Below are 12,734 nucleotides of genomic sequence, written 5' to 3' on the forward strand. Positions count from 1 at the left end.
TCAACCTCCTGCGGTGGGGGCGAGCACCTCGAGGCGGTCGCCGGGGGAGAGCTCGGTCGCCGTCCAGCGGCTGCGCGGCACGACGTCGCCGTTGAGCGCAACCGCGACGCGGTCGTGCCCGCCGCTGCGCGCGGCGACGAGCACCGCGACGGTGGCGCCGTCGGTCAGGTCGGTGGGGGCTCCGTTGACGGTCACCTGGATGCTCATCGGTGCACGAACCTCTCGACGGTGAACGGGACGGCGAGCTCCGGAAGTTCGCCGGTGAACAGCAGCTCAGCGATGACGTCGGCGGTCACCGGGGTCAGCAGCACGCCGTTGCGGTGGTGCCCGGTGGCCAGCACCAGGCCGGGCAGCGCGCTGGGACCGAGCAGCGGGGCGTTGTCCGCGGTGCCCGGCCGCCAGCGGGCGAGGGTCTCGACCAGCTCCAGCTCGGTCACTCCCGGGACGACCTCGATGGCGTCGTGCAGCAGGTCGTGTACCCCGCCCGCGGTGACGGTCGGGTCGAACCCGCGGTCCTCGACGGTGGCCCCCACGATCAGCCCGCCCGCGCCATAGGGCACCAGATAGACGTGCCGGCCGCGGACCAGCGCCCGCACGGTGCCCGACAGCAGTCCCTCGGCACCGGCCAGCCGGAGGATCTGCCCCTTCACCGGCCGCACCGGCAGCGGAGGGACGCCGGGCAGCCCGGCGCTCTCCGCACCCAGCGCCAGGACGACGGTGCCGGCGTCCACCGTGCCGCCGCCGGACAACTGCAGCCCGGTGGCCCGGCCGCCGGCGACCTGCACCGCGGCGACCCGGTCGGCGACGACGTGCACCCCGGCGGCGATCGCGGCGGCCAGAAGTGCGGCGTGCAGTGCCCGACCGTCCACCGAGTGGTCGCCGGCGACCGCCAGGCCGCCGCGCACCCGCGGGGTCAGCGACGGCTCGCGCCGTCGGGTGTCCCGAGGAGTGAGCCGCTCGGCGGGCAGACCCAGCTCGCGCTGGTAGTCGTGCAGCGCGTCCAGTGCCGCGACGTCGTCGGCGTCGAAGCCGACGACCAGGGTGCCGGCGGTGCGCAGCCCGACCGGCAGGCCGCTGGCGGCCTCCAGCTCGGCGGCGAAGGCACCGTAGCGCTGCAGCGAGGCCTGGCACAGCCGCAGCAGCGCCTCCTCGCCATAGGCGGCCTCGGTGACCGGGGCGAGCATCCCGGCCGCCGCGGCCGAGGCGCCGGTGCCGGGGGCGTCGTCCACGACGGTCACCGACAGCCCGCGCTGCGCGGCCCGCCAGGCCACCGCCAGGCCGATGAGGCCACCTCCGGCGATCGCGACGTCGGTCATGCCAGTGCCCGCAGCAACTCGCGGGTGGCGGCAGCCGGGTCGGCCGCGCCGGACACCGCGCCGACCACCGCGACGCCGGACGCCCCGGCAGCCAGCAGCTCGGCGACCCGCGCGGCGGTCACCCCGCCGATGGCGATGACCGGCACGTCGACGGCCTCGGCGACCGCCCGGATGCCGGCCGGACCGAGGGCGTCGGGGAGTCCCGTCTTTGTCTGGGTGGGGTAGGCGGGCCCGACCCCGAGGTAGTCCGCGCCCTCGGCGACCAGCTGCCGGGCCAGCCCGGGCTCGCGCGCCGTTCCGCCGAGCAGGTGGTGCGGTCCGGCGATGCGGCGGGCGGCGGCCAGCGGCAGGTCCCCGGTGCCCAGGTGGGTGCCGTCGGCGCCGACGGCCAGGGCGACGTCGACCCGGTCGTTGACCAGACAGGTCGCGCCGGCCGGCGCGCACAGCTCGACGACGGCGCGGGCGAAGTCGTGCAGCTCGCGGTCGGTGCAGCCCTTGGCGCGTACCTGGACCACCGGGGCGCCGGCGGCGACGGCCGCGGCCACGGCGTCCAGCGCGGCCGGTCCACCGCGCGCGTCGGTGAGCACGTGCAGCCGGCCCAGCGGGCGGGTCATGCTGACCGGCGGGCGCGCAGCGCCCCGGGCAGGACGAGCAACGCGGTGAGGACGGCGGCCACGGCCAGGCTCACCAGGGACGCCGACCACCCGTTGGCCGGGTCGATGCCCAGGTCGGCCTGCCGGGCGCCCCACCACGCCGTCCAGGCCGCACCCACGCCGCCGAAGTAGGTGGGCAGGGTCAGCTGGTAGGCAACGAACCCGGCCAGCCACGGCAGCAGCAGGAGCAGGCGGCCCGGCGCGGTGTCCGAGGTGTCCCAGCGGCCGCGGGGCAGCAGCCAGTAGGCGACGACGAAGACGCCGACCAGCGGTACGAACACCGCGCCGATGAGGAAGAGGAACGGCTCGTAGGCAGCGATGTCGAAGGTCAGCGCCAGCAGCGTCGCGACGGCGCCGACCACGAGCGCGAGCACCCGGCGGTCCGCCCGGGCAACCACGTTCTGCGCCGACACGGCCGTTGAGTACAGGTTGGCGAACGCCTCGTCCAGCTCCACCACGATGAGCACCAGGACGGCGAGGGCGCCCAGCGGCACGGCCAGCAGCGCGTCGACGACGTCCAGCCCTGAGCTGCCGTAGGCCGCCAGCGCCAGCACCCCGAGGGTGAACATGGCGGCGGTGGCGAGGCCGTAGCCGGCGGTCGCGCCGGTGAAGGCGCCCCGCGCGGTGCGGTTGTGCCGGGTGTAGTCGGCGGCGAGCGGGAACCAGGAGACCGGCAGGGCGATGACGATGTCGGTCGCCGTCCAGAACGACGTCGCCCCGCCGCCGTCGATCGGCGGCAGCGGCTCGGCCAGCACCTGGACGAACAGGTAGACGATCGCGGCGAGGGCGGCCCAGACCGCGTAGCGGGACAGCACCCGGACCACGCCCAGCGGGCGCAGCGCCATGGCCGTGGCGAGCACCCCGGCGGCCAGCACGAACGGCCAGCGCGGTGCGCCGAGCGCGCGGGAGGCGGCCTCGGCGATGATCACGATCTCGAAGGTGGCCCAGCCGACGCACTGCACCAGGTTGAGGGCCGTGGGCAGGTAGGAGGCCCGCCGGCCGAGCAGGCCGCGCAGCAGGACCATGGCCGGGACGCCCTCCCGGGCGCCGGCGGCCGCGCCCAGGCCCAGCAGCACCGACCCGATGACCGCGCCGACGACGACCGCGCCGAGGGTCACCGCCAGCGGCCGGCCGGGCAGGACGACGAAGACGGCGGCCACCGGCAGCAGCACGCTGATGCCGAGGTTGCCCCACAGGCCCAGCGAGTCGCGCAGGCCCAGCGTGCGGGCCGCCGGATCGGTGAGGGTGAGGGGTGCGTCGCCGGTCGCGGCGGGACGGAGGGTCTCCGACGTGCTCATCGTGGTGCGCTCCCTACGCCGGCATTACCCGGTCAGGTTCCAGCGGTCGGCGGCGTTCAGCCGCCCTCTCAGCCCGGTCCTCCGAGCTCCCGCACATGGCTTCGAGCCATGACGGAGCCACCTTAGGCGCTCTCGTAGAGTTCCGCCCCGTGCCGGTCGCCGAGCTGTTGCAGCGCCACGCCGAGGCCTGGCGGCGAGCCACCGCGCACCCGTTCCTGGTCGCCGTCCGGGACGGGTCCGTTCCACGCGCCGCCTTCGACACCTGGCTGGTGCAGGACGCCCGCTTCGTCGCCGACCTGCTGGTCTTCCAGGCCCGGCTGCTGGCCCGCGCGCCCCGGCCGGCGCAGGCGGTGCTCGCCGCCGGGCTGGTCTCGCTGGTCGAGGAGCTGGCCTGGTTCGAGGAGCAGGCCGCCGTCCGCGGGCTGGACCTGTCGGCGCCGGCGCTACCGGCGACCGCGGCCTACGCCGGGCTGCTGGCGCGGCTGGACGCCGCCGACGTCCCCACCGCGCTGCTGGCGCTGTGGACGATCGAGCGCACCTACCTGGACGCCTGGTCGGCGGCCAGCCCCGGCGCGCCGGAGTACCGGGAGTTCGTCGAGCACTGGACCGTCCCGCATTTCGCCGGGTACGTGGCCGGCCTGGAGGCGGCCGCGGACGACGCGGGCAGTGCTGCCGGCGACGCGGTGTTCCTGGAACTGGTTGCGGCCGAAACCGTCTTCTGGGACATGGCGGTCGGCGCCTCGTGAGCGGCCTCGCCGTTCGGTTGTGGGCGGAGAACGCCGACCTGGTCGCGGCGGCGCTGGCCCACCCCTTTGTCACCGGCATCGCCGACGGCACGCTGCCGCGGGAGCGGTTCGCCGGCTACGTCGCCCAGGACGCCTTCTTCCTCGAGGCGTTCGCCCGTGGCTACGCCCTGGGCGTGGCCCACAGCACCGACCGGGCCGGGCTGGACGCTTTCGCCGACCTGCTGGCCGGGGTGCGCGGGGAGCTGCGGCTGCACGACTCCTACGCGGGGCGGTGGGGTATCGACCTGGCGACGGTGCAGCCGCTGCTGGCAACGTCGGCCTACACCGACTTTCTGCTGGCCACCGCGTCGCTGGGCGGAACTGCACTGACCTGTGCGGCGATGACGCCGTGCATGCGGCTCTACGCCTTCCTCGGGCAGACCCTGGCACCCCGGGTCGATCCGGGCAGCGGCTACGCGGAGTGGGTCACCACCTACGCCGACGATGCCTTCGAGGAGCTGGCCGGCACGCTGGAGCGGCTGCTGGACGCAGCTGCCGACACCCCGGAGGTCCATCGGGCCTACCGCCGGGCAATGCAGCTGGAGGTCGGCTTCTTCGACGCCGCGTGGTCCGGCGCGTGACCCGGGTCGCCCTGCGCGTCCCGTCGGACCCCTGGGTGACACTGCGCGGGTGACGTCCGTCCTGCTCCGCCGGGCTGCCGGGGCCGTGGAGGCGCGGCAGCTCGCGCCGGACGGGGTGCTCGCCGAGGTCACCCGGCTCGATGCCGCCCGGCTGCCCTCCTTCGTGCGGGAGCGGGAGGCCGCCCGGCCCCGCTGGGTGTGGGACGACACCACCCGCTGGTACCCCGGGCTGCTCGCGGCCGGCATCCGGGTCGAGCGGTGCACGGACCTGCGCCTGTGCCACGCCGTCCTGCGCCGGTCGCCGTTCGTCGACCAGTCCCGGCTGCGCGGCGACGACGTTGCCGGCTGGGACGCGCTGCAGCCGATCGCCGCCCCCGAACCCGCGCTCTTTCCGCTCGACGACCCCGCCGACGCCCTCGACCCGGGAGCCGAGCACGACCGGCAGCAGGCCGCCCTCGCCGCGTCGCCGCAGCGGAGACGACTCGGTCTGCTGCTGGCGGCGGAGTCCTCCGGCGCCCTGGCCGCGGCCGAGATGACGCACGCCGGGCTGCCGTGGCGCGCCGACGTCCACGACCGGCTGCTGACCGAGCTGCTCGGTCCGCGCCCGGCGGCCGGCCGGCGGCCGGTGGTGCTGGACCGGCTGCTGCCGGCGATCCGGGCGGCGTTCGGCGCTCCGGCGCTGAACCCGGACTCACCCGGTGACCTGCTGCGCACCCTGCAGGCGGCGGGCCTGCCGGTGACCGACACCCGCTCCTGGACGCTGGAGCAGCTGGACCACCCGGGCATCCCGCCCCTCCTGGAGTACAGGAAGCTCCTGCGGCTGCTGCAGGCGAACGGCTGGAGCTGGCTGGGCACCTGGGTGCGCGACGGCCGGTTCCGCTCGTACTTCCTGCCCGGGGGCGTCGTGACCGGGCGGTGGGGCTCCTCCGGTGGTGGCGCGCTCTCCGTCCCCACGCAGCTGCGCCCCGCGGCGGTCGCCGACGAGGGCTGGCGGTTCGTGGTCGCCGACGTCGCGCAGCTGGAGCCCCGGGTGCTCGCCGGCATGAGCGCGGACACGGCCATGGCCAAGGCGGCGCGGGCGTCGGACCTGTATCAGGGCATGGTCGACAGCGGTGCGGTGGCGGCCCGCAGCGACGCCAAGCTCGGGATGCTCGGGGCCATGTACGGCGGCACCCGGGGAGAGAGCGGGCGGATGGTCGCCCTGATGACCCGCGAGTATCCGCGGGCGGTCGGGCTCGTCGAGCAGGCCGCCCGCGCCGGGGAACGCGGCGAGGTGGTGCACACCCTGCTCGGCCGGGGATCGCCGGTCCCCGGGGGGGCCTGGGCGGGCACCCTCGACGGCGACGAGCCGCCGGAGCCGGGCGGCTCGACGGAGGAGCGGGACCGCCACCGGCGGGCCTGGGGGCGGTTCACCCGTAACTTCGTCGTCCAGGGCACCGGCGCCGAGTGGGCCCTGTGCTGGCTGGCCGATCTGCGGAACCGGCTGTGGCGGCTGGGTACTTCGGGAACGGTGAGCGACCGCCCCCACCTGGTGTTCTTCCTGCACGACGAGGTCGTCGTCCACACGCCCGCGGAGCTGGCCGACGAGGTCAGCGCGGCGGTGCGCGCGGCCGCGGCCGGCGCCGGCCGCCTGCTGTTCGGTTCCTTCCCGGTCGACTTTCCGCTGGAGGTCTCGGTCGTCGGTTCGTGGGCCGACGCCGGCTGAGCCCGCTCAGCCCAGAGCGGTGCGCAGCCGGACCAGCAGGGCCTCCCCGTCGGGCACGCCCAGCCCGGTACAGGGGTCCCAACCCGGACCGGCGTCGTAGGCGCCGTTGCTGCCGCTGGTGACGTCCCGGAACCCGGCCGCCACCTCCCCGGCCGACAGTCCGGCGTAGATCAGTGGCTGCAGGAGCCCGGGCCGCTGGCCCAAGGCCTCCGCCAGCCGGCAGGTCAGCGCGGACCACAGCGGGGAGACGGCGCTGGTGCCGCCGAAGACGGCGTCGGTGCCGTCGACCCGGACCTGGTAACCGGTCGACGGGTCGGCGTCGGCGGAGACGTCGGGCACCCCGCGCCCGTGTCGGCCGGTGTCGGCGTCCCCGGGCACGCGGACGCCGTCCTGCCAGTCCGGAACGGCGAATACGGCGCTCACCCCGCCGCCGGTGCCGCCCTGCCCGGTGCCGTGGAACCAGACCGTCTCGCTGCTGACCTCTCCGGTGTCAGGGTCGGCGCGCAGCGTCGTGCCGCCGCAGGCCAGGGCGTGCGGGCTGGAGGCGGGGAAGTCGACGTGCGCCTGGCCGTCGGGAGCGTTGTCGGTGCTCCCGTCGTCGCCGGCGGCCGCGCAGACGGTCACCCCGAGGGCGGCGGCGTCGGCCAGCGCCTCGTCCATGGCGGTGCGCGCCTGCGCCGTCCACTCGTCCTCGTTCTGCCCCCAGCTGATGCTCACCGCGGTCGGCGTCGGGTCGGCGTGGACCGCGGTGCTGAGCGCGTCGAGGAACCCGCGGTCGGTGTTGGGCGCGAAGTAGACGACCAGGTCCGCACCGGGGGCCAGCGCGCCGGCGACCTCGATGTCCAGCAGCACCTCTCCGTCGGCGCCGTTCGGGTCGCCCTCGGGGGCGTTGGCCGCACCGTCGACGCCGACCGCGGTGACCGTCGGCGGGTCGGCGAGCCCGATCGTCGTCCAGTAGGCGTCCAGGTCGGCCTGGGTGTAGCCGCCGCCGAGCTCCAGGATGGCCAGGCGCTGCCCACGGCCGTCGGTGCCTGATGGGAAGCGGTAGACCCGGCCCAGCTCCAGCGGGGTGAAGGTGGTGTCGACTGCGGCGGCCGGCCGGAACAGCGCCCGGGCCTGCGGGCGGTCATCGAGACCGAGGACGGCGGTGACCACGCCGGCCAGCGGCGCGGGCACGGCCAGGTCGCCGGAGCGCTGCCGGTGGGGCACCAGCCGATCGGCGACCGGGTCGGGGGACTCCACCCGCGACAGACTCACGCCGAACACCCGCGAGAAGGTCGCCACGTCACCGGCGACCTGCACCCGCCGGGAGGGCAGGTCGACGGCGGTGATCCGAAGGCCCTCCGCGGTCAGCGCCGCCGTCACCGTTTCGGCGTCGGCCGGGTCGGCGCCGTGGGTCTCGGCGAACTCGGCGCGACCCATCGGGGCAGGGCGACCGGTGCCGGCCGGGAGGGCGGTGCGCCGGCGCAGCACGAGGGTCACCTCGAGCGGCGCGGCGTCGTCCAGCGGGCCCGCGGCCTGTGCGGCGGCCACCGGGCGGCGCGCGCTGCCCGGGAGCGTCGGCCGATCGGCTGCCGTGGTGGGGGAGCTGTCGTCTGCCATGCGAGCAGGGTGCGCCAGGGGTCTGACGATCTGCTGGGGGAGCGGCGTGTCGCCGCCCGGCTGGTCAGGTCACGCGGGCCGGGTCGGCGGAGGTGGGGGCAGCTGGGCGGACGCCGGGACGCCGCCGGTCCCCCCGTGCGGCCCGGGCGCCTGGATGTCGGTGCCCTCGACCGCGGGGCCCGGCGAACACCCGGTGAGGGTCAGCGCGGCTGCCGCGAGCAGCCCCGCGGTCGTCCTCCGACACCTGTCGACGTCCATGTCGCCTCGGTCCACCACGAACTCCGGACGGCAGGTCTCTCCGCCCGGACCGCAGCATGGACCCGGCCGTGGGTCTGCGGCGCCGTACCGGCGTCGGGCCCGGGCGGCGACGCAGCTGACCGGCGCGTAGGTGCAGGCCGTAGCAGGGTCCATGCGCAGCGACGTCCCGGTCGAGGACTTCCGGCGGACACCCCTGGCAGGGCCGCGCGGACCACCTGATGAGATGCAGGGTGGGAGAACAGGCTCGGGGACGGCGATTCGGAGCCTCCGCGGGCCATCTGAGAGCTCGACGAGGAGATGCAGTGGCACAGCAGAGGACGGCGATCGTCACCGGGGCAGCGCGCGGGATCGGCGCGGCCATCGCGAAGCGGTTCGCGAAGGACGGCATGGCCGTCGCGGTGCTCGACCTGGACGAGGGCGCCTGCGCGGGCGCCGTCGAGGTGATCCAGAAGGCCGGCGGCGAGGCCCTGGCCGTGGGCGCGGACGTGTCGGACGAGGCGTCGGTCAACGCCGCCGTCGAGCGCGTCGCGCAGGAGCTGGGCGCCCCCACCGTGCTGGTGAACAACGCCGGGATCACCCGGGACAACCTGCTGTTCAAGATGTCCGTCAGCGACTGGGACGCCGTCATGGGCGTGCACCTGCGTGGCGCCTTCCTGATGAGCAAGGCCGCCCAGAAGCACATGGTCGAGGCCGAGTTCGGCCGGATCGTCAACCTGTCCAGCGTGTCGGCGCTGGGCAACCGGGGGCAGGTCAACTACTCCGCGGCCAAGGCGGGCATGCAGGGCTTCACCAAGACCCTGGCCATCGAGCTGGGCCGCTACAACGTGACCGCCAACGCCATCGCCCCGGGCTTCATCGAGACCGAGATGACCGCACAGACCGCCGAGCGGGTGGGCGTGCCGTTCGAGCAGTTCAAGGAGATGGCGGCCAAGCAGATCCCGGTCGCCCGGGTCGGCCAGCCCGAGGACATCGCGCACACCGCGTCGTTCCTGGTCAGCGAGGGTGCCGGCTTCGTGTCCGGCCAGGTCATCTACGTGGCCGGCGGCCCCCGCGCCTGAAGAAGGGCCCCCTCCGCCGGGCCAGGACGGCGGTGAGCGCCGTCCAGGCCCGCACCGGGACCACCCGGGCGAGCTTCATGGTCAGCATCATCCGGACCGGGAATACCACCTCGGCCTTGCCCTTCCTGATCCCGTCGGCAATCGTGCGGGCGGCTTCCTCCGGGGAGACCATGAACGGCATCGGAAACCGGTTCCGATCGGTCATCGGGGTGCGCACGAACCCCGGCGACAGCGTCTGGACGACGACGCCCCGCACGCCCAGCGATCCGCGCAGCGCCTCGAACAGGTTCAGCAGCGCGGCCTTGCTCGCGCCGTAGGCCTCCGAGCCGGGCAGGCCGCGGTAGCCGGCGACCGACGCCATGCCCACGATCGTCCCGCGGCCCTCGGCGAGCATCGTCGGGACGACGGCCTCCAGCGAGTGCACCGTGCCCATCAGGTTGACCTGCAGGTGGTCGGCGAAGGCCTGCGAGTCCCACGGTTCCACGTGGAACTGCGACCAGGTGCCGGCGTTGAGGACGGCGACGTCGATCCCGCCGAGGGCCTCCCGCACCGTCTGACCGGCGGCGACGGTCGCCGCGCGGTCGGTGACGTCCACCGGGACGACGGTCATCCGCCCGGCGGCCACCTCGGCCAGCTTCTCCCCGTTGCGGGCGCTGATCGCCACCCGCGCCCCCCGGTCGGCGAGCTCCCGGGCCAGCGCGGCGCCGATGCCGGACGAGGCGCCGGTGACCCAGATGCGTGCTCCTGCGATGTCCACGCGGCCCAGCCTGGATGATGGGCTGATAGCAGCGCGCAAGGGGTCCCGCCGCGCGCCGTCAGGCGCACCGTCCGGCCGGGTCGGTCCCGGCGAGTTCGTGGTCTACCCGGGAGTGCCGGGCAGGATGTACGAGCTGCTGGAGCGGGTGTCCGCCGCGGCCGGCGACTCACCGGACCGCGGCGACCCGGGCATCAGCCTGGACCGCACCCGGCTGACGCTGCGCTGGTACGGGGAGCTGCCTGCCGACGTGCGGTCGGTCGTCGAGGCCGCGACCGGGTTCGACGTGGCGGTCGAGCAGACCGAGTTCCGGCCCGGTGACCTGCGGGCCGAGGCGGACCGGCTTGCCCGCGAGCACGCGCCGACCGTCACGAGCGCAACGGCCCGTCCGGAGGGCGACGGCATCGACGTCCTGGTCGCACCGGCGGCCGCCGGGGCCGTGGGCGGTCCGGACGACGCGCTGGCGGCAGCCGGAGTCACCAGCCCGTTCCCGTTGGTTCCCGAGGTCGGCGAGGTCCCGCCCGCCTGAGGTGGGCGCTCAGCCGACGGCGGTACGCCCGGCGGAGGAGAGGTCGGCGACCTCGTGCGCCCCCAGGGCGATCAGACGCACGGCCTGGGCGGTCAGGGGGGAGGGGCAGCGCGGGCGACCTCCACGTCGGTGAGCGGGCGGTCCGGCGTCAACGCGGCCCGGCCATCGCGGTTCCCGGACGCGCGCCTTCGGGAAGCGGCCTGATGCTGCTCACCGCCTGGGCGCTCGTCGCGTCCGGCGGCGGGACGGTCAACGGCCGGGTGCGCTCCGAGGTGCCCGCGCCCTGCGAGCGAGCCCGCACCCCGAGCGCGGATCGGTCGGAGTGCCTCGGCGCGGATTTCATTGCACAAGGCGCTTCCGCAGCTGGACGTCCGCCATCCCTTCGACGGGGATGTCTTCGACACGGCCGGTCTCGACGTAGCCGTGCCGCTCGTAGAACCGGGGTGCCTGGAAGGTGAACGAACTGACGATGATCTGGCGGCATCCGCGTTCTCGTGCCACGTGTTCGGCTGCTGCAAGGAGGCGGCCACCCCAGCCCTCTCCGAGCGCCGTCACGGACCCGCAGCATGCTGATCCCGGCGGACGTGCCCCATGTCCAACCGCGGCGGCCGGCGACGAGCAGTCCGCCATCGTCGTCGACTCTGACGGTGATCTTCCGCTGGTCACCGAAGCCCGTCGCCGTGAGGTTGTAGGCGTCGAGTCCAGCGTTCAGCTGTTCGTCGAGATCGTCGTCGCTCTCGCCGATCATCAGGCGGCCGTCGTCGCTCCGCGGCCAGCAGTGCGAACGCGACCACGGCCGTGAGCACGCCACCGATCGGCAGCGGTACTCCGAACAGCAGCTTCAGCGCGACCGCGCCGCCGGCGATCTCGGTCAGGTCGGTGGCGACGGCGACCGCCTCGGCCTGCGCCCACAGCCCCCGGACCACCGGGCGGGGCAGCCGTTCGCGGCAGCAGCTGGCCAGGTCGCGCCCGGTCGCCAGCCCCAGCTCGGACGGGCCGACCCGTGGCCCCCGGGGTCAGGTCAGGCCGGCCTGGCCGGGGAGGCGCACCAGCGTCCAGATCGGCAGCTCGTGGTCCACCGCCGTCCGGGTGCTGGAGGTGACGGCGAAGCCGAACCGCTCGAACCAGCGGACGGCGGTCGAGGTGTAGGCGGTCAGCGCGGCCGGCACGCCGTCGGCGTCGCACCGCTCGAGCACCGGCGCGAGGACGGCGGCACCCAGCCCGGTCCGGCGGCTGGCCCGGCGCGTGCCCACCGCGTCCAGCCACCAGTGCGGCTCCTCCGGCCGGCCTGGGGCGGCCAGCTGCTCGCTGGCCAGCACCACCCGGTGCCGGGAGCCGAAGGCCTTGGGGAGGTCGCGGTCGAGCACCGCCTGCAGGTCGACGGCCGGTGCGGGGGCGCCGGGGGCGGTCCACGCGGCCACGGCCGCGCAGTCGACGGTGACCCACGTCGTCCCGGCGTCCACGCCGGCCAGTCCGGCGCACACCTCCGCCCAGCGGTGCAGCCGCTGCGCGCGGCCGTCCTCGGGGAAGGCCCAGGAGGTCCACCGGTAGTCGGGATAGGCGGCGGCCAGGGTGGCGGCCAGCCGCGGGACGTCCGCCCGGACGGCCACGCGGGCGGCGATCGGGGCGCTCACCGGCAGATCAGACCACAGCCGGACGCCGGCACCCCGCGGCGTACGCCATGCTGCTGGTGGCCCGGCTCCTCCGACCGGACCGGCGACCGCAGTGCTCGAGAGGAGCGACCCGTGGCGTTCTACCGGCAGGTGGGCAGCGTTCCGCTCAAGCGGCACACCCAGCACCGCCGTCCCGACGGTGGGTTGTACTCCGAGGAGTTGATGGGCGAGGAGGGGTTCAGCAGCGACTCCTCGCTGCTGTACCACCGGGGCATCCCCTCGGCGCTGGTCGACGCCCGCCCCTGGGAGCTGCCCGATCAGACGCTGACGGCCAACACCCCGCTGGTGCCGCGGCACCTGAAGCTGCACGACCTGTTCCCCGGAGAGGAGACCATGTCGTCGCAGGAGCGCAGGGCCGTGGACCCGGTGACCGGACGGCGGCTGGTGCTGGGCAACGCCGACGTCCGGATCTCCTACGCCGTGAGCAGCCTGACCAGCCCGTACTACCGCAACGCCACCGGCGACGAGTGCGTCTACGTCGAGCGCGGGACGGCGACCGTGGAGACCGTCTTCGGCGCGCTG

15 protein-coding genes, 1 pseudogene and 1 riboswitch are annotated in these 12,734 nt (G+C 75.3%); of the genes and pseudogenes, 6 read left to right on the top strand and 10 right to left on the bottom strand.

What is annotated here, in order from left to right:
• The 4 genes from thiS to BLW04_RS13010 form a co-directional block, all read right to left on the bottom strand.
• Window positions 1–207: a sulfur carrier protein ThiS gene (thiS, locus tag BLW04_RS12995; RefSeq protein ID WP_254781469.1), complete on the bottom strand. Its 207-nt coding sequence runs from the start codon at window positions 205–207 to the stop codon at window positions 1–3.
• Window positions 204–1,316, bottom strand: coding sequence for a glycine oxidase ThiO (gene thiO / locus BLW04_RS13000; RefSeq protein ID WP_091541544.1), 1,113 nt, complete (start codon window positions 1,314–1,316; stop codon window positions 204–206). The genes thiS and thiO overlap by 4 nt, the downstream gene beginning before the upstream one ends.
• Window positions 1,313–1,930 (bottom strand): thiamine phosphate synthase, encoded by a 618-nt coding sequence (thiE, locus tag BLW04_RS13005; RefSeq protein ID WP_091541547.1) that lies wholly within the window; start codon window positions 1,928–1,930, stop codon window positions 1,313–1,315. The genes thiO and thiE overlap by 4 nt, the downstream gene beginning before the upstream one ends.
• Window positions 1,927–3,267 (bottom strand): purine-cytosine permease family protein, encoded by a 1,341-nt coding sequence (locus BLW04_RS13010; RefSeq protein WP_091541550.1) that lies wholly within the window; start codon window positions 3,265–3,267, stop codon window positions 1,927–1,929. The genes thiE and BLW04_RS13010 overlap by 4 nt, the downstream gene beginning before the upstream one ends.
• Window positions 3,261–3,370: riboswitch (TPP riboswitch) on the bottom strand. It overlaps the preceding gene by 7 nt.
• Before the next feature lie 46 nt (window positions 3,371–3,416).
• Here BLW04_RS13010 and BLW04_RS13015 point away from each other — a divergent pair.
• Genes BLW04_RS13015 through BLW04_RS13025 form a run of 3 tightly spaced genes read left to right on the top strand, consistent with a single transcriptional unit; the run spans window position 3,417 to window position 6,338 of the window.
• Window positions 3,417–4,013, top strand: a complete 597-nt coding sequence (locus BLW04_RS13015; protein WP_091541553.1) for a thiaminase II/PqqC family protein — start codon at window positions 3,417–3,419, stop codon at window positions 4,011–4,013.
• Entirely contained in the window at window positions 4,010–4,633 is a 624-nt protein-coding gene (locus tag BLW04_RS13020; protein WP_091541556.1) for a TenA family protein, read from the top strand. The genes BLW04_RS13015 and BLW04_RS13020 overlap by 4 nt, the downstream gene beginning before the upstream one ends.
• 49 nt (window positions 4,634–4,682) lie before the next feature.
• Complete coding sequence (locus BLW04_RS13025; protein ID WP_091541561.1) at window positions 4,683–6,338, top strand: bifunctional 3'-5' exonuclease/DNA polymerase; 1,656 nt, start codon at window positions 4,683–4,685, stop codon at window positions 6,336–6,338.
• 6 nt (window positions 6,339–6,344) lie between these two features.
• Here BLW04_RS13025 and BLW04_RS13030 read toward each other — a convergent pair whose 3' ends face one another.
• Together BLW04_RS13030 and BLW04_RS13035 are read right to left on the bottom strand one after the other, a co-directional pair.
• Entirely contained in the window at window positions 6,345–7,940 is a 1,596-nt protein-coding gene (locus BLW04_RS13030) for a S53 family peptidase (protein ID WP_139306835.1), read from the bottom strand.
• A 69-nt stretch (window positions 7,941–8,009) separates the two neighbouring features.
• Window positions 8,010–8,213: a hypothetical protein gene (locus BLW04_RS13035; protein ID WP_139306836.1), complete on the bottom strand. Its 204-nt coding sequence runs from the start codon at window positions 8,211–8,213 to the stop codon at window positions 8,010–8,012.
• Between the two features lie 287 nt (window positions 8,214–8,500).
• Between BLW04_RS13035 and fabG the strand changes: the two genes are divergently transcribed.
• Window positions 8,501–9,256 (top strand): 3-oxoacyl-ACP reductase FabG, encoded by a 756-nt coding sequence (fabG, locus tag BLW04_RS13040; protein ID WP_091541566.1) that lies wholly within the window; start codon window positions 8,501–8,503, stop codon window positions 9,254–9,256.
• Here fabG and BLW04_RS13045 read toward each other — a convergent pair.
• Window positions 9,225–10,013, bottom strand: coding sequence for an SDR family NAD(P)-dependent oxidoreductase (locus tag BLW04_RS13045; protein ID WP_091541569.1), 789 nt, complete (start codon window positions 10,011–10,013; stop codon window positions 9,225–9,227). The two genes, fabG and BLW04_RS13045, sit on opposite strands and share 32 nt — an antisense overlap.
• On the opposite strand from BLW04_RS13045, the gene BLW04_RS13050 reads away from it, so the two are divergent.
• Window positions 10,006–10,539 (top strand): hypothetical protein, encoded by a 534-nt coding sequence (locus BLW04_RS13050; protein WP_139306837.1) that lies wholly within the window; start codon window positions 10,006–10,008, stop codon window positions 10,537–10,539. The genes BLW04_RS13045 and BLW04_RS13050 overlap by 8 nt on opposite strands.
• Before the next feature lie 339 nt (window positions 10,540–10,878).
• Here BLW04_RS13050 and BLW04_RS27560 read toward each other — a convergent pair whose 3' ends face one another.
• From BLW04_RS27560 to BLW04_RS13065, 3 genes are all read right to left on the bottom strand, one after another.
• Window positions 10,879–11,094, bottom strand: a complete 216-nt coding sequence (locus BLW04_RS27560) for a GNAT family N-acetyltransferase (protein ID WP_217631024.1) — start codon at window positions 11,092–11,094, stop codon at window positions 10,879–10,881.
• A 107-nt stretch (window positions 11,095–11,201) separates the two neighbouring features.
• Window positions 11,202–11,525: a divalent metal cation transporter gene (locus tag BLW04_RS28410; protein WP_371327788.1), complete on the bottom strand. Its 324-nt coding sequence runs from the start codon at window positions 11,523–11,525 to the stop codon at window positions 11,202–11,204.
• A gap of 30 nt (window positions 11,526–11,555) precedes the next feature.
• Window positions 11,556–12,173 carry a GNAT family N-acetyltransferase gene (locus BLW04_RS13065; protein ID WP_254781470.1) on the bottom strand — a complete coding sequence of 206 codons (618 nt, stop codon included), beginning with the start codon at window positions 12,171–12,173 and terminating at the stop codon, window positions 11,556–11,558.
• A 111-nt stretch (window positions 12,174–12,284) separates the two neighbouring features.
• Here BLW04_RS13065 and BLW04_RS13070 point away from each other — a divergent pair.
• A pseudogene (locus tag BLW04_RS13070) lies at window positions 12,285–12,734 on the top strand (homogentisate 1,2-dioxygenase); the annotation flags it as partial.

The sequence above is a fragment of the Modestobacter sp. DSM 44400 genome, from assembly GCF_900107175.1.
Taxonomy (GTDB): Bacteria; Actinomycetota; Actinomycetes; order Mycobacteriales; family Geodermatophilaceae; genus Modestobacter.